13 protein-coding genes are annotated in these 15306 nt (G+C 61.9%); 6 read left to right on the top strand and 7 right to left on the bottom strand.

The genetic code is table 11. The features are described 5' to 3' along the window. The first annotated feature begins 18 nt into the window (after positions 1-18). From JNL55_RS01760 to JNL55_RS01745, 4 genes are all read left to right on the top strand, one after another. Positions 19-3996 (top strand): YhdP family protein, encoded by a 3978-nt coding sequence (locus JNL55_RS01760; RefSeq protein ID WP_293848552.1) that lies wholly within the window; start codon positions 19-21, stop codon positions 3994-3996. Continuing rightward, positions 3989-4855 (top strand): carbon-nitrogen hydrolase family protein, encoded by an 867-nt coding sequence (locus tag JNL55_RS01755; protein ID WP_293848551.1) that lies wholly within the window; start codon positions 3989-3991, stop codon positions 4853-4855. Before JNL55_RS01760 ends, JNL55_RS01755 begins: the two co-directional genes overlap by 8 nt. Positions 4856-4871: 16 nt before the next feature. After that, positions 4872-6380 carry a metalloprotease TldD gene (gene tldD, locus JNL55_RS01750; RefSeq protein WP_293848550.1) on the top strand — a complete coding sequence of 503 codons (1509 nt, stop codon included), beginning with the start codon at positions 4872-4874 and terminating at the stop codon, positions 6378-6380. Positions 6381-6458: 78 nt separating this feature from the next. Further along, a complete protein-coding gene (locus JNL55_RS01745) occupies positions 6459-6686 on the top strand; it encodes a hypothetical protein (RefSeq protein WP_293848549.1) in 228 nt (75 codons plus the stop codon). Here the strand turns inward: JNL55_RS01745 and JNL55_RS01740 are convergent, their stop codons facing one another. The 4 genes from JNL55_RS01740 to yjgA all read right to left on the bottom strand — a co-directional run bounded on the left by JNL55_RS01740 (position 6687) and on the right by yjgA (position 10366). Beyond that, positions 6687-8051: an AAA family ATPase gene (locus tag JNL55_RS01740; RefSeq protein WP_293848548.1), complete on the bottom strand. Its 1365-nt coding sequence runs from the start codon at positions 8049-8051 to the stop codon at positions 6687-6689. 186 nt (positions 8052-8237) lie between these two features. Then, complete coding sequence (locus tag JNL55_RS01735) at positions 8238-9320, bottom strand: 5-(carboxyamino)imidazole ribonucleotide synthase (RefSeq protein ID WP_293848547.1); 1083 nt, start codon at positions 9318-9320, stop codon at positions 8238-8240. Then, the gene (gene purE / locus JNL55_RS01730) at positions 9317-9823 is read right to left on the bottom strand and encodes a 5-(carboxyamino)imidazole ribonucleotide mutase (RefSeq protein ID WP_293848546.1); all 507 of its coding nucleotides are present in this window, start codon (positions 9821-9823) and stop codon (positions 9317-9319) included. The genes JNL55_RS01735 and purE overlap by 4 nt, the downstream gene beginning before the upstream one ends. 15 nt (positions 9824-9838) lie before the next feature. Next, a complete protein-coding gene (yjgA, locus tag JNL55_RS01725) occupies positions 9839-10366 on the bottom strand; it encodes a ribosome biogenesis factor YjgA (RefSeq protein ID WP_293848545.1) in 528 nt (175 codons plus the stop codon). A 93-nt stretch (positions 10367-10459) separates the two neighbouring features. Between yjgA and pmbA the strand changes: the two genes are divergently transcribed. Continuing rightward, the gene (gene pmbA, locus JNL55_RS01720; RefSeq protein ID WP_293848544.1) at positions 10460-11818 is read left to right on the top strand and encodes a metalloprotease PmbA; all 1359 of its coding nucleotides are present in this window, start codon (positions 10460-10462) and stop codon (positions 11816-11818) included. A 22-nt stretch (positions 11819-11840) separates the two neighbouring features. On the opposite strand, the gene JNL55_RS01715 is transcribed toward pmbA, so the two are convergent. Then, a complete protein-coding gene (locus JNL55_RS01715) occupies positions 11841-13169 on the bottom strand; it encodes a YihY/virulence factor BrkB family protein (protein WP_293848543.1) in 1329 nt (442 codons plus the stop codon). Positions 13170-13222: 53 nt separating this feature from the next. Here JNL55_RS01715 and JNL55_RS01710 point away from each other — a divergent pair, with 53 nt between their 5' ends. Continuing rightward, the gene (locus tag JNL55_RS01710; RefSeq protein ID WP_293848542.1) at positions 13223-14041 is read left to right on the top strand and encodes a cobalamin-binding protein; all 819 of its coding nucleotides are present in this window, start codon (positions 13223-13225) and stop codon (positions 14039-14041) included. Here the strand turns inward: JNL55_RS01710 and JNL55_RS01705 are convergent. Both JNL55_RS01705 and JNL55_RS01700 read right to left on the bottom strand, forming a co-directional pair. Further along, positions 14007-14999, bottom strand: a complete 993-nt coding sequence (locus JNL55_RS01705) for a sensor histidine kinase (RefSeq protein WP_293848541.1) — start codon at positions 14997-14999, stop codon at positions 14007-14009. The two genes, JNL55_RS01710 and JNL55_RS01705, sit on opposite strands and share 35 nt — an antisense overlap. A gap of 10 nt (positions 15000-15009) precedes the next feature. Further along, a partial coding sequence (locus JNL55_RS01700) for a phosphoribosylaminoimidazolesuccinocarboxamide synthase (RefSeq protein ID WP_293848540.1) occupies positions 15010-15306 on the bottom strand: 297 nt, incomplete at its 5' end.

Below are 15306 nucleotides of genomic sequence, written 5' to 3'. Positions count from 1 at the left end.
GCTGAAGTCCGTCTGCAAATGTCCCGCCCACGCAAAATCTGGAAATGGCTGCTCGGTAGCCTGGTGGCGCTCGCCATCGTCGTGGGGCTGTTGTTTGCCACGTTCGGCTACATCGTCGGGCGCGTGCCGGAGTATCGAGTACAACTGCAGGATTGGATCGGCGAGCGCAGCGGCCTGATCGTCGAATTTCGTACATTGAGCGCGCGCCTGCGCTTGTACGGACCCGAGCTGGTGTTCGATGACGCCGTGGTGCGGACGCCGGATCGCACTCGGACCTTGTTCGTCGCTCGTCGTGGCAGCATCGGCTTCGATCTCTGGAACTCCATCGCCAACGGTCGCTTGACGGCCGCTCGCTTCGTGCTCGACGCGCCGGAGATTGCGTTGATCCGCACCAGTGAGGGCAAGATTCAATTGCTCGGTCAAAGCGCGCTGCCCGAACGCGACATCAAGCCGATTGCTTTAGAACAACTGCCCACCGGTCGTTTCGTGGTGCATGAAGCGGTGGTCAGTTTTCGCGATGAGATTACCGGCCGCGGCCCGTGGTCTTTGTCCGGTGTGAACTTCGAGCTCACTCGCAGCGTCGGTGCCATGGAAGTGCACGGCGACGCGTCGTTGCCGCCAGCACTCGGCGAACAACTGAAATTCTCAGCCAGCGCCGACGGCAAGATCGAAGCGTCGAGTGACTTGCTGACCACGTTCAGCGTGCAGGGACAGAAGCTGGATCTGGCAGGCTGGGCGGATCTGTTGCCCGATGCCTGGCCGGCGCCGGAAAGCGGTCACGGCACCATCCAGATCGACGGCGCGCTCAAAGGGGCCGAGCTGGTCGAACTCAGCGGTAACGTCGATCTCGCGCAGCTGGCGAGCGTGTTGCCGATGTGGGCGACTCCGCTGCCAGTGGCTGCGCCGCTGCAGCCTCCGGTATCGCCCGACGATCCGCCGCCCAAGCCCGCGCCGAAACATCCCATCGAACCCGAGCTCGAAGCGCTCGCGGAAGCGCCGGCTCTGCCACCGCAGGTTCTGAGTTACTCCCGCCTCGCATTCAAGTTGCACGCGCAGAAGGCTGACGGTCAGTGGGCACTGACGGTGTCAGATCTGGATGCGACACGATCCGATTCTTCATGGCAAGCGAAACAACTCTCCGCGCGTTGGTCGCGTGGTGAGCCGGGCACGCTCAATGTCAGCGGCGATGCAGATCGCGTGGCATTGGACAACATTTGGCCGCTGCTCGCGTATTTGCCCGAGAGCCAAGGGTTGGCACGCTTGCGAGCCATGCACGCCAAGGGCTGGCTGTCCGATGTGAAATTCTCGTTCGCGCGGACTGCGCCCGACACGCCTGCGACCTATTCAGTGGAGTCGAAGATCGATGACCTCGCGTTCTCGCCGGTGTTACAGACGCCCGGTCTGAGCGGCATCAGTGGCAGCGTGCAAGCCAACGATCAATCCGGTCAGTTGCAGCTCGCCGCCAAACAACTCACGTTCGAGTTGCCGCGAATGTTTCGTAGCGTGCTCGACGCAGCCTCGGCCGAAGGTGTGATCTCGTGGCAGCGTAACGACACTGGCTTGGTGGTGAGCACGGATCAGTTGCGAGTGACTGGCGAAGATGGTCGCGCGGTGGCTCGCATGCACTTGAGCTTGCCGCGCGATGGCAGCTCGCCGGTGCTCGATCTGGTGGCCAAGGGTGAAGATTTGAAAGTGGCATCCACCCACAAATATTTGCCGGCCGACAAGATGGGGCCGAAGACCTTGGAGTGGTTCGACCAGGCCTTGCAGGACGGTCGCATCTCTACCGCGGACTTTCAGTACAAAGGGCCGATGCGCTCGTTCCCGTTCCGCAAGAACGAAGGTACGTTCCTGGCACGCGCCCAGGTGCACGACGCGCTGTTCGATTATCAACCGGGCTGGCAGCCGGCCCGCGAGTTGGCGGCCGAAGTCGAGTTCCGAAATCAAGGCATGAAGGTCCATGCCACTGCGGGCACGATCGGTAACGTGCGCTTGAATCAAGCCACCGCCGCCATTCCAGATTTGAAACTGAGTGAGATTTCGATCGACGCCAACACCGGTGGCGATCTCGATGCCTCGCTCGCGTTTCTGCGTGACAGTCCCATCGGGCCGAGGCTCGGTGAAACATTCGCTCGTCTCGGCGGCCGCGGAGCGATGACTGCCGATGTGCGGCTCGAGTTGCCGTTGAAGCGTCTCGACGATCGCAAGATCGACGTGACCGCGCATTTCGCCGATGCCACTGTGACGATGCAAAAGGTGTCCGCGCCGGTGCAGTCGCTGACCGGCGAACTCACTGTGAAAAACACGTTGATCGCGTCGGCGGATTTGAAAGGTCGCTGGCTCGGCGGACCGCTGGCAGTGAAGATCGAACAACAGAGCGCTACCGCCGCGCAGCTCGAAGCGAAAGGTCATGCAGAGTCCAACGATCTGCGCACTATGTTCGCGTTGCCGGCAGCGGTGAAGCTCAGCGGCGGCACCGATTGGCACATGAGCATGCCCATCGCCAGTGGCGACAGCGAGGCGGCCCGTCGACGCAACATCAAAATCGATTCCAATCTGCGCGGCCTGGGTATCCAGTTGCCGGAGCCACTAGGCAAGGCCAGCTCGGATGAGCGTTCGTTGCAGGTCGCACTGGAAATCGATGACGAGCAGATTCTCACGCGCACGGCTTACGGCGATGTGCGAGGACTGATTCGCATGCGTCAGGGCGACGGCGGTTGGGACTTGGATCGAGGCGGCGTGCGAGCTGATGCAGTGGCGCCATCACTGCCGGGGCATCGCGGCTTGCGCATCGAAGGTACTGTGCAGCGTTTCGTATTGGACGATTGGCTCGCGCTGCGCGGCGACAGTCCTGCGCCCGGCACTCCAGTCAAAGACGACGCGAGCAAGCTCTCCGACTTTCTGCAGGCGGCCAACGTACGCGTCAACGACTTCCAATTGTTCGGCTACCAGTTCCCGGATGTGCGCGGTGTATTGCAGTCCACGCAGAGCGGCTGGCGCGTCGATGTGAGCGGCGACAACGCGGCCGGCCAAGTGCTGATTCCTGAATCGTTCACTGGCTCGCAACCGTTGCGCGCGACCATGGATCGCCTGGTCATCAACAAAGTGCCGAGCCAGGACGATGCACCCAAAGCAGAAGATTCGAACATGGATCCACGCAACTTGCCCAACATGCAGGTGTACGTCGCCAGCATGCAGCTGGGCAATCGCGTGGTCGGTGCGGTGGATTTGAAAGCGACCCGAGTTCCGCAAGGCATTCGTTTCGACAACGCCACCATTCTCGCCGAGTCGGCACGCGCCGATGCGCAGGGGCAATGGTTGAATACGGTCGATGGTCAGCACTCGACGTTGGCGGCAACCATCGAAAGCAAAGACGTGGCCGCAACCTTGAAAGCGTTGAATTACACGCCTTTCATCGAAGCCAAGCGTGGCGCCATCAAAGCGGATCTCGCGTGGCACGGCGGCTATGACGACAACATTCTGGAGCATGCCTCGGGCGCGATTCGCGTCGAAGCCGAAACTGGGCAGCTGGTGAATCTGCAGCCAGGCGCGGGCCGCGTGTTAGGGCTGTTTAGCGTCGGCGCGTTGCCCCGTCGCTTGGCATTGGACTTCAGCGACCTCACCGAGAAAGGTCTGGCGTTCGATACTGTGCGCGGCGATTTCGAATTGCGCGATGGCAATGCTTACACGAGCAATTTGTTACTTCGTGGGCCGGCGGCAGAAATCGGCATCGCCGGTCGCACCGGACTTGGTACGCGCGATTACGATCAGACTGCGGTAGTCACAGGCAATCTCGGCGCGTCATTACCGGTGGCGGGCGCATTGGCCGGTGGTCCGGTGGTGGGCGCAGCGATCCTGCTGTTCTCACAAGTCTTCAAGGAGCCTCTCAAGGGCATTACGCGCGGTTACTATCGAATCACCGGTCCCTGGGAAGAGCCGGTGGTGGAGCGCGTCGATGCGGCGGAAGCCAAGGCAGAAGTAGCAGGCAGTGACTAATTCCTCTCGGGTAGCTGTACTACAAATGACCTCGGCGCCCGAGGTCGAAGCCAATCTCGCGACGGCCCGCGGTTTGTTGGAGCGTGCTCGCGCTGAAGGCGCGCAGCTCGCAGCGCTGCCGGAAAATTTTGCCATCATGGGTCGCAAAGAGACCGACAAGGTCGACGCGGCCGAGCTGCCTGGCGAAGGCCCCATCCAAGCATTTCTCGGTCACTGTGCTCGTGAGCTGGGCTTATGGATCATCGGTGGCACCATTCCGTTGCGAGTCGAGAACGAGCCCAAGCGCGTGGCATCGGCGTCGCTGGTGTTCGACGAACGCGGTCGCTGTGTCGGGCGCTACGACAAGATCCATTTGTTCGATGTGGGTATTCCTAACAAGGATCAGCCCGAGCGCGACGAGCGCTATCGGGAATCTGCCACGGTGGCCCCCGGCAGCGAGCCCAAGGTGGTGCCGACGCCGTGCGGCCGTGTCGGCATGGCTGTTTGTTACGACGTGCGTTTTCCCGAGTTGTTTCGAGTGCTTGAACAACAGGGCGCGGAAATCCTTAGCTTGCCTTCAGCGTTTACCGCCCCCACAGGTAAGGCTCATTGGGAATTGCTGGTACGGGCCCGAGCAGTCGAGAATCTGTGCTACGTCCTGGCCCCAGCCCAAAGCGGACTCCATCCGAACGGGCGGGAGACCTGGGGAGACTCGCTGATCGTGGATCCGTGGGGCCAGGTCGTAGTCCGCATCGCCGACCCCGGTCCCGGGGTTGCAGTCGCGGAAATCGACCGCACTGTGCAACAAGAACTGCGCGAACGCTTCCCGGCGCTGACGCACCGGCGTTTCGGCATCGCGCCGCCCGCTGCGTCTTCCTGATGTCATACTCACCCCCATGAGCACTACGCCAGTTTCCGTCGCCCACAATCGTCTGCACCTCGAGTTGCCCAAGGCGTTCGACGCCTCGCAGCCGCTCGATGTGGCACGCCAGGCCATTCTGGTGCCGTCCGGGCTCGACGATGACCGCATCGCCAGCGTGCTCGGCAGCGTGATGGGTTACAGCGTCGACTACGCCGATTTGTATTTTCAGCTGAGCCGCGAGGAATCCTGGTCGCTGGAGGACGGCATCGTCAAAGACGGTTCGCACAGCATCGAGCAGGGCGTGGGTGTGCGTGCACTAGCTGGCGAGAAAACCGGCTTCGCGTATTCGGATGAAATCGTGTTGCCGGCATTGACCGAAGCGTCCTTGGCAGCGCGGGCCATCGCTCGCAGCGGTGCCAATAAATCCATGCAGGCCTGGCGTTCGCAGGCCGGTCATCAGTTGTATCTGCCGTTCGATCCGCTGGACGGCTTGAGCGACACCGACAAAGTGCAATTGCTCGAGCGCATCGACAAGGAAGCGCGCCGGCTCGATCCGCATGTGACTCAAGTGATGGCGAGTCTGTCGGGTGCTCACGATGTGGTGCTGGTCATGGCCAGCGATGGCACGGTCGCGGCCGACGTGCGGCCGTTGGTGCGCATGAATGTTTCTGTGATCGTCGAGAAAGACGGTCGTCGCGAGCAAGGTTATGCCGGCACTGGCGGTCGCTACAGCTTCACCAAGTTCCTGGAAAACGATCGTTGGAAAGAGCTGGTGCAGGAAGCGGTGCGCGGCGCGTTAGTGAATCTCGATGCCGTGCCGGCGCCTGCGGGCACGATGACTGTGGTGCTCGGTCCAGGTTGGCCCGGCGTGTTGTTGCACGAGGCTGTGGGTCACGGACTCGAAGGCGACTTCAATCGTAAAGGCACGTCTGCATTCTCCGGTCGGATCGGCGAGCAAGTGGCGTCCGAGCTGTGCACCATCGTCGATGACGGCACACTCGGCTCGCGCCGCGGTTCGCTCAACATTGATGACGAAGGCATCCCGACTCAGTGCACGACGCTGATCGAGAACGGCATCCTGCGCGGCTATATGCAGGACAAGTTGAATGCTCGCCTGATGGGCGTTGCGCCCACGGGTAACGGCCGTCGCGAGTCGTTCGCGCACATGACCATGCCGCGTATGACAAATACATACATGCTGGCCGGCAAGCACGATCCGCAGGAAATCATCGGCTCGGTGCAGAAGGGGCTTTATTGCCGCAACTTCGGCGGCGGCCAAGTGGATATCACCTCGGGCAAGTTCGTGTTCTCGGCCAGTGAGGCGTATTTGATCGAGAACGGCAAGCTGGGTGCGCCGGTGCGCGGCGCCACGCTGATCGGCAATGGCCCCGAAGTCATGCGCCGCGTGTCCATGGTCGGTAACGACCTGAAACTGGACGAGGGCGTCGGTACCTGCGGCAAGGAAGGGCAAGACATCCCGGTGGGCGTGGGCCAGCCGACCCTGCGAGTCGATGGTCTGACCGTGGGCGGCACTGCCGCCTAGCAGTTTCGAGCGGCCAATTTCCCGCGACCGGGCCGCGCTGCTAGGATGAGCGCTCCGCCCCGGTCGTAACTGTTTGCTATGTGGATTTCCCGCCCCCTCTACGAGCTGCTGCCCTACCTGTACATGCTGGTGGGCACCGTGCTGCTCGCAGCGGCCTGGCTGGTCAAGCACGAGACCTGGCCGAGCGTCTTTCTCACCGTGGGCGCGTTGAGCCTGATGGGCGGGCTGGTGCTGTGGCTGCGCCGGAAGGACTATCGCTCCAAGCAGGCTGAATACGACAGCCGTTCGCTGGACGATAAAATCTGATTATTTGATTTCGACCTGCTCGTCACGCTCGTCGTCCAGCGCGGCGCTGATGTCGTCTTGAGCCATCGTAGCGGCGTGACCGCGATCCGGTCCGTCGTGCAGCGGCTGCGCATCGTCGTCCACCTCGTGGAACGCCGTGCGGCTGCGATTGGTACGCTCGTCGAAATACATGATCTCGTGCTGGCCGATCTGCACCACGTCGCCGTCATTCAGCATGCGGCGGCGGACGCGTTTGGCGCGCACGTAAATGCCGTTGGTGCTGTTCAGATCTTCGAGCACCGAGGTGTGAATCGAAGTAATGATTTGCGCGTGATGACGGCTGATGTATTTGCTGTCGATCTGCAGATCGTTGTCCGGGGTGCGGCCGATGATGAAACGCCCCGGGGTCAGCTCGCGTTCGGCGATGGTCTGGCCGTTGAAGCCCACCAGGATGCGGCCGAGCACGATGCGGCGTTCGCCGGTGGTCGGTTCGCTGCCGTTGGCACCGGAGTGCATGCCGCCGTTCATGCTGCCCGGTACGCCGTGCAGCGCCTGTAGTTTCACCGAGCGCTCGGCGTACTCCACCCACTGCAGTTCTTCGATGGCTGCCTTCACGTCGTCCACCGACACATTGGGACGATCCTGCGCGAACGCAGCCATCATCGAGGTATCGGCGAGCGTGTTCACCAGGCGCGGAATGCCGCCGGTGTAGCGATAGATCAGCGGAAACGTTTCCGACTCGAAAATCTCCCGGCCCTGCGAACCGGCCACTTCCAGGCGATGCTGGACATAGGCGGCCATGTCGGTTTTGGACAGCGCGGTGAGATGGAAGCGCAAGCGAATGCGCTGCGCCAGCTGCACCAGACCCGGCGCGTTGAGCTTGTCGTTCAGCTCCGGCTGGCCGGCCAGGATGATGCGCAGGACCTTCTCCTTGGTGGTCTCCACGCCCGACAGCATGCGGATTTCTTCCAGCACCTTGTTGGACAGATTCTGGGCTTCGTCCACGATCAGCAGCACGCGCCGGCCGTTGGAGTATTGCTCCACCAGAAACTCGTTCAGGGTCGCCAGCAGCTCGGCCTTTTTCATCTTGAACGGCGAGAAACCGAACTGCACCAGCACGCTCTGCAGGAATTCGATGGCGGTGACCTGGGTCTGGTTGATCTGCGCCACCACCACGTCCTTTTCGAGTTCCTTCAGGAAGGTCTCGATCAGGGTGGTCTTGCCCGAGCCGATTTCGCCGGTGATGACCACGAAACCGTCGGTGAACCAAATGGTGGACTCCATGTACGCCTTGGCGCGCGCATGGTGCTTGGACAGATAGAGGAACTGCGGATCCGGGGTCAGCCGGAACGGCAGCTCATGCAGCTTGAACAGTTCGAGATACATGCGAGAAGGGATCTGTTCCTGTTGCGGAAGGCGTAGGCCTGGCCTGGGTCGAGCTTGGTGAGTTTACGAAGAACCCGTCCCGGACACAAAAACGTCGGTCACATTGACCAGAATCGGTTAGTCGATTAACCAGAATCTGGCCGTCTAGCAACCGGAACGGGGGCGCCGACCGGGAGTCCGCTCGAGTTACATCTTGAGCCGGAGCAACTGCTGCAATGCCCGATCCCGGGCCGCCGGCGATGGAGCGTTGATGGTGCAATGTCCGAGCTTGCGGTTGGGCCGCGGTTCTTTACCGTAGCTGTGAAAGTGTACGCCGGACACCCGCAGAATGTTCCCGAGCTCGGGAATGCTACCAATGAAGTTCATCATGGCCGAGTGCCCGTTCGGGCGTGTGCTCCCGAGCGGCAGGCCGAGGATGGCGCGCACGTGATTTTCGAATTGGCTGGTCTGCGCGCCTTCGATGGTCCAGTGCCCGGAATTGTGGACGCGCGGCGCCATTTCGTTGGCGATCAGCTTACCGCCACGGACGAAGAACTCGATGGTGAGCACGCCGGCGTAATCCAGATGTTTCAACAGACGGCGCATATATGTTTCCGCCTGTTTCTGTAACGTCGCGCTTCGATACGGCGCCACCGAGTAACGCAGGATGCCCTGCGAATGGGTGTTGGCCGACAGCGGATAAAACAATGTTTCGCCGCGTGTGCTACGCACGCCGATAATCGAAACTTCGCGCGTGAAATCGACGAAGCCTTCATAGATCAGCGGCACAGTGCCGAGTGTTTGCCACGCAGTTTCGATATCCGCGGGTTTACGCAGATAGAACTGACCGCGGCCGTCGTAACCGAGCCGACGGGTCTTGAGCACGCCGGGCAGGCCGATCTTTTTCACGGCCCCGCGCAAATCTTCCAGCGAGTCCACCGCCATGAACGGCGGCGTCGGAATCTTCAACTGCCGGAACAATGTTTTTTCATGCAGCCGATCCTGCGAGGCGCCGAGTGCTTTGACGGGCGGCAGGAACGGTTTCTTGGCAGCCACCGGCTCGACCGCGGCCACCGGCACATTCTCGACGTCGAAAGTGACAACGTCGACCTCATCCGCTAATTCGGCGAGCTTGGCCGCGTCATCGAACGCACCGGGAATGATGCGGCCGACCTGGCCGCCGGGCGCGTCGCTGCTCTGGTCCAGGAACACGAACCGTAAGCCGAGCGGATAACCCGCCAGGGCCAGCATGCGTCCTAGCTGGCCCGCACCGATGATGCCGATCTTCATGGTCGGGGAATGGCAGTCACGGAAGGGTCGGGATTGGCGAGCACGGTGGCGGTCTGCTCGGCCCGGAATTTATCCACGGCGGCACGCACCGGCTCGTACTTGTTGGCCAAGATCGAAGCCGCGAACAGCGCTGCGTTGGTGGCGCCGGCCTGGCCGATGGCCAGGGTGCCCACCGGAATGCCGGCCGGCATTTGCACGATGGATAACAACGAATCGATACCGCTGAGCATTTTCGACTGCACCGGCACACCCAGCACCGGCAGGCTGGTTTTGGCGGCGGTCATGCCCGGCAAATGGGCGGCGCCGCCGGCGCCGGCAATGATGACCTCCAGACCGCGCTCGCGCGCCGTCTCGGCGTACTCGAACAGCAAGTCAGGGGTGCGGTGAGCCGAGACCACTCGGGTCTCGAAGGCGATGCCCAGGCGCTGCAGAGTGTCCGCAGCAGGCTGCAAAGTCTCCCAATCGGACTTCGAGCCCATGATGATGCCGACCAACGGTTTCATAAGCGTGCAATTGTATCAGGGGGCCGCGTTCGACAGCGCTTCGCGTAATACGCGAAACAGCTCGCGGCCGGAGGGTGTAATTTTTTGCGTGGACTGTTGCTGTTCCTTGCGGGAACGCTCCACCAGCTTGGCGATCGCTTTGGCATCGATCGTGGGGAACTCGGCTTTGAGCGCGGCGACTCCGTCCGCGCCTTCCGTGAGCAGCCGCTCGCGCCATTGCTCGATCCGGTGGAAACGGATGGCTTCGACCCGCTCGCGATCGCGCCGGGCTTGCAGCGCCTGGCGAATCGGCTCGGAGTCGATTTTGCGCATCAGTTTGCCGATGTACTGCTTCTGCCGGTACAGGCCACCGTGCGCAGTGATCCGGCGCGCCAGCAGGACGGCATCGAGTAACGGTTCGGGCAGGGGTAACTCCTCCAGCTCGCTGTCGGAGAGCTCGATCAGCGCCTCGCCCAGGGACTGCAGGTCGTCGCTTTGCCGCTTGCGCAGGCTTTTGCTGGGACGCCCGTCGTAGGAGTCGTCGTCGTCGGCGTCGTCGGTCATGTCAGGACAGGAGGGGTACGGGGGCGCAAGGATGCGTGCGCGGAGGCGCCCATGCAAGCAAAGGAAGAAGGACGGGCCTGATACAATCCGGCAATGACCCAAGTCGCCAGTTCCTCGCCCAGCCAGCTCAGCCACTCGCAACAGGACCTGCAGGACCTGGTCGCCCTGGCGATCGAGGAAGGGCGGCGTCTGGGGGCCACCGATTCGGAGGTCGGCGTCAGTGTCGACACCGGCTTGTCGGTGACCGCGCGGCTGGGCGAAGTCGAAACGCTCGAATACCAGCGCGATCGCGGTATGGGCATCACCGTCTATCGCGGCAAGCGTAAGGGCACGGCCAGCACCGGCGATCTGCGGCCACAGGCCATTCGCGAAACGGTTGCCAAAGCATTCAGCATCGCGGGCTTCACTGCCGAAGACGAATGCGCAGGTCTGCCCGATCCGGCCGATTTGGCCACTGAGATTCCGGATCTGCAGCTATCGCATCCTTGGGGTATCGAGCCTGATGCCGCGCGCGATCTGGCAGTGGCCTGCGAAGCGGCCGCGCTCAGTGCCGACAAGCGCATCGGTAATTCCGAAGGCGCCACGCTGTCGAGCCATCAAGGCTTGCGAGTGTTCGGTAACTCTCTCGGCTTTCTCGCCGGCTTTCCCAGCAGCATGCACAGCCTGAGCTGCGTCGTGGTCGCGCAAGCCGAAGGGGAGATGCAACGTGACTATTGGTACAGCTCGGTGCGCGATTGGCGCGAGCTCGAAGATGGCGAAGCCATCGGCAAGCAAGCTGCGGCGCGAGCCTTGCGTCGCTTGAATGCCAGGAAGCTGGCGACGACCACGGCGCCGGTGTTGTTCGTGCCGGAGTTGTCGCGCGGTTTGATGGGGCATTTCCTCGGCGCAGTTCGTGGCGGCAGTCAGTATCGCCGCGCGTCGTTTCTGCTCGACGCCGCTGGTCAGCAAATCTTTCCGTCGTGGCTGCAGATTTCGGAGCGGCCGCATATTCCCAAGGCAATTGCCAGCTCGCCGTTCGATAGCGAAGGCGTGGTGACGCGCGACCGTGAATTGATCAAGGACGGCGTGCTCACCGGGTACATCCTCAGCACCTATTCGGCGCGCAAGCTCGGCTTGCGTACCACCGGCAACGCCGGCGGCGTTCATAACTTGCTGGTGTCGTCGGGTCCGGATGACTTCAATACGTTGTTGAAGAAGATGAACAGCGGCTTGTTGGTCACCGAACTGATGGGCCAGGGTATCAATGGCGTGACCGGCGATTATTCGCGCGGTGCTGCCGGCTTCTGGGTCGAGAATGGCGAGCTGCAATATCCGGTGAACGAAATCACCATCGCCAGCAACCTGAAGGACATGTATCGCGAGATCGTCGCGATCGGTAGCGACGTCGATGCACGCGGCGGCATTCGCACCGGCTCGGTGTTGCTGGAGAAGATGACTATCGCCGGCGAGTAGCCGGCGACTGCTGCTGCCAGTACTATTTCGGGCGCTCGCTGGGCTTAGCCTCTTCTACGAGTGCCGCGACCGTCTTCCCTTTCAAGCTCGCCAACAGCGCGTGTTCTGCGGTTCGCGCTGCATCCACTGCCGGCGCGATATCTCTGATCTTGCTCAAGCGCGGGCCCGCGCTGTCGTGACGAACTGCATCCAGCACGTCGTTCAGCTCGATGGAGTGCGGATCGCGCGCCGGCACCCAGCTATCGTCTTCAGCGATCAGCAGCAGCTTGCGATGCTCCAACGCATCCATGATAGGCGTCAGCGCCGCGCCCGGAAGATCCAGATGTTCGGCGAGCCGATTCACCGTCCAGCGATGCTGTGCCGTGCGGTAGTCGTTGACGATCAGATACATGATGGATAGCGCGACTCGTTCGCGCAGGCTCGAATTCAAACTGATCACGCCGCGGCCGGGACGCAGGTATTGTGGATTCTGGACGTAGAACGCGAGCTGCGCGCCCAGCAGCAGAATCAGCCACGAAATGTACAGCCACATCAGCGCCACGATGATGATGGCGAAGCCGGCATAGATGACCATCGTCGTGGTCGCGCTGGAAACGAAGCGCGCCATCACCATGCCGCTGAATGCCCATGCGGCGCCGGCTGCGACGCCGCCGATCAGCGCAGCGGTCAGTCGCACTTTGGTGTTGGGAATGAAACCGTACATGAATGTGAACACGCCCGAGACCAGCAGGTAAGGCGTGACGTTGCCCAACACCAGCAGCACGGTGTCGAACGGGCGATAGTGCGACAGGGTTTGTACGAAGCTGGTGCTACCGAGCGTGGCGATCAAACCCAAGGCCGCGACGATCACTGCCGGGCCGACCACCATGACGCTCAAATATTCGCTGAAGCGACGGCCGATGCTGCGAGGCTGCTCGACGCGCCACACGAAGTTGAAGCTTTCCTCGACCTTCTGCACCGTCGAGATCAGCGTGTACAACAGGAAGATCAAGCCGATCGAACCGAGCACGCCGCCCCGCACGTTGTCGACGAAGCTCATCACCTGTGCGGTGAGTTCGTAGGCGCGGTCGCCGAGCGGTTCCAGGAAGCTGTACAGTATCGGCTCGAGTTCGCGGTGATAGCCCAGGCCTTTGAGCACCGAGAAGGACAGAGCGATGATGGGCACGATGGACAGCAACGTCGTGTACACCAAGCTCATGGCGCGCAAGGTGAGGTCGCCGCGCACGATGTCGCGAATCAAGGCGTACGGATAGCGCAGGATCCGCGTGAGTTTCCACAGCGGCCGGCCGATGATGGATTCCGGCGGCTCGAACAGCCAATGTTCTAATCGCGCTAGCAAGGGTGCAATCATGCGGTAGGCAGCCTGACATGCGTGCCGCGCCAGAAGCAAGTTCCAACAGATTTATGAGCTATACCTCCGGCAATTTTCCGTCCCGCATCGTCTGCCTCACCGAGGAGACCACCGAGACGCTGTACCTGCTCGAGGAGGACTGGCGCATCGTCGGCATCTCGGGCTTTACGGTGCGGCCGCCGCGGGCCCGCAAGGAGAAACCCAAGGTCTCGGCGTTCACCAGCGCCAAGGTGGATCGAATTCGCGAGCTGCAGCCGGACCTGGTGCTGGGCTTCTCGGACCTGCAGGCCGACATTGCCGCCGACCTGGTGCGCCATGGCCTGAACGTGCACATTTTCAATCATCGCGACATTGCCGGCATTTTCGGCATGATCGGCATCCTCGGCGGCATGATCGGTTGCGAAGCCAAGGCGTCACAGCTGTGCGCCAGGCTCGAGCAGAATCTGGAGAGCATTCGCGCATCCGCCGCCCAATTCACGGCTCGCCCGCGTGTGTACTTCGAAGAATGGGATGAGCCGATGATCTCCGGCATCCGTTGGGTGTCGGAGCTGGTCGGCGTGGCCGGCGGCGACGATTGTTTCGACGAATACTCGCGTCAGTCGCTGGCCAAGAATCGGATCGTCGCCGATCCGCTCGAGGTGGTGCGACGTGCGCCCGACATCATTCTCGGTTCCTGGTGCGGCAAGAAGTTTCAGCCCAAGAGTGTGGCTGCGCGCGAGGGCTGGGGCGAGGTGCCTGCGGTCGCCAATGCGCAGCTGCACGAGATCAAGTCATCGATCATTTTGCAGCCCGGGCCGGCGGCGCTCACCGACGGCATCACCGAGATTCACAACATCTTCAAGGCGTGGCAGACGCGGCGAGTGGCGCGTTGATGGTGAAGTAAAACGTCGCGCCGGCGTTGACCTGAGCTTCGGCCCAGATGCGGCCGTTGTGTCGCGCGACTACGCGTTGCGCCGTGACCAAGCCGATGCCGCTGCCTTGAAACTCCGCGTCCGGATGCAGGCGCTGAAACGGCACGAACAGTTTGTTCGCATACGCCATGTCGAAACCGACGCCATTGTCACGAATGAAATAGATGGGGCCGCCGGTCACCCCGGTTTGCACACCGACCGTTACTGACGGCTGCCCCGATCGGATAGTGAACTTCCAGGCATTGCCGATCAGACAGTCCACAGCTATGCGTAACAAACGCGCATCGCCTTCGACATGCATGTTGGGCGCGATCTCGACATGCACGAGGTGGCCCGGAAACTTGTCTTTGAGTGACGCCACCGCGTCCATGCAGATTTGGGTGAGATTCACCGGTCGAATCGCCAAGTCTGCAGTGCTGATGCGCGACAAGCCGAGCAGCGCTTCGATCAGTCCGGACATGCGCTGACTGGCGTCGTGAATGCGACGCAGATAATGCATCGACTTTTCATCCAGCTGTTGGCTGGCTGTTTCCTGCAGGATCTGGCTGAAGCCAGACAAGCTCCGCAGCGGCGCGCGCAAGTCGTGCGAGACGGCGTAGGCGAACGACTCGAGCTCGCGATTCGCTGCTTGCAGCTGACGCGTGCGCTCGGCGACGCGTTTCTCCAACTCGGCGTTCATCTGTTGGACTTCGCGCTGAGATTCGAGCAGCGCGGACACCGTCGCATCGTCCCGCTTCTTATGTCGACGAAGCAGGATGTACAGCAGTACGGCGGAGCCGAGAATCGACAACCAGCCTTTGCTGGTTTGCAGGACCTGGAGCGTACGCGGCTCCAGGCCCAGCCATTCCAGCCAACGATCGGTGACGAAGATCCAGATGGCGCCGGCCGCCAGATAGATCAATGCGATCGTGCGTGGCATGCGAGTCGAGCTAGGTCGTCAGGCGATGCAATGCTTCGGTGTATTTTTCGCCGGTCTTCTTGGCGACTTCGGGCGGCAACTTGGGGCCCGGCGGCCGCTTGTCCCAAGTCAATGTTTCCAGATAGTCGCGCACGATCTGTTTATCGAAGCTCGGCGGGCTGCTGCCGGGCTGGTAGGTGTCGGTGGGCCAGAAGCGCGACGAGTCGGGCGTCAGGGCTTCGTCGATCAGGGTCAGATGGCCGGCGTCGTCGATGCCGAATTCAAACTTGGTGTCGGCAATGATGATGCCGCGAGTCAGTGCGTACTC

It is taken from the genome of Steroidobacter sp., assembly GCF_016790065.1.
Taxonomy (GTDB): Bacteria; Pseudomonadota; Gammaproteobacteria; order Steroidobacterales; family Steroidobacteraceae; genus Steroidobacter.
This window is presented reverse-complemented; position numbering and strand designations above follow the sequence as displayed.

Bases quoted from the DNA above. Each gene is read 5' to 3' on its own strand.
- JNL55_RS01705 (WP_293848541.1), bottom strand. From the start codon at position 14,999: ATGCCACGCACGATCGCATTGATCTATCTGGCGGCCGGCGCCATCTGG.
- yjgA (WP_293848545.1), bottom strand. From the start codon at position 10,366: ATGACCGACGACGCCGACGACGACGACTCCTACGACGGGCGTCCCAGC.
- purE (WP_293848546.1), bottom strand. From the start codon at position 9,823: ATGAAACCGTTGGTCGGCATCATCATGGGCTCGAAGTCCGATTGGGAG.
- pmbA (WP_293848544.1), top strand. From the start codon at position 10,460: ATGACCCAAGTCGCCAGTTCCTCGCCCAGCCAGCTCAGCCACTCGCAA.
- tldD (WP_293848550.1), top strand. From the start codon at position 4,872: ATGAGCACTACGCCAGTTTCCGTCGCCCACAATCGTCTGCACCTCGAG.
- JNL55_RS01710 (WP_293848542.1), top strand. From the start codon at position 13,223: ATGAGCTATACCTCCGGCAATTTTCCGTCCCGCATCGTCTGCCTCACC.
- JNL55_RS01715 (WP_293848543.1), bottom strand. From the start codon at position 13,169: ATGATTGCACCCTTGCTAGCGCGATTAGAACATTGGCTGTTCGAGCCG.
- JNL55_RS01735 (WP_293848547.1), bottom strand. From the start codon at position 9,320: ATGAAGATCGGCATCATCGGTGCGGGCCAGCTAGGACGCATGCTGGCC.
- JNL55_RS01745 (WP_293848549.1), top strand. From the start codon at position 6,459: ATGTGGATTTCCCGCCCCCTCTACGAGCTGCTGCCCTACCTGTACATG.
- JNL55_RS01760 (WP_293848552.1), top strand. From the start codon at position 19: ATGTCCCGCCCACGCAAAATCTGGAAATGGCTGCTCGGTAGCCTGGTG.
- JNL55_RS01740 (WP_293848548.1), bottom strand. From the start codon at position 8,051: ATGTATCTCGAACTGTTCAAGCTGCATGAGCTGCCGTTCCGGCTGACC.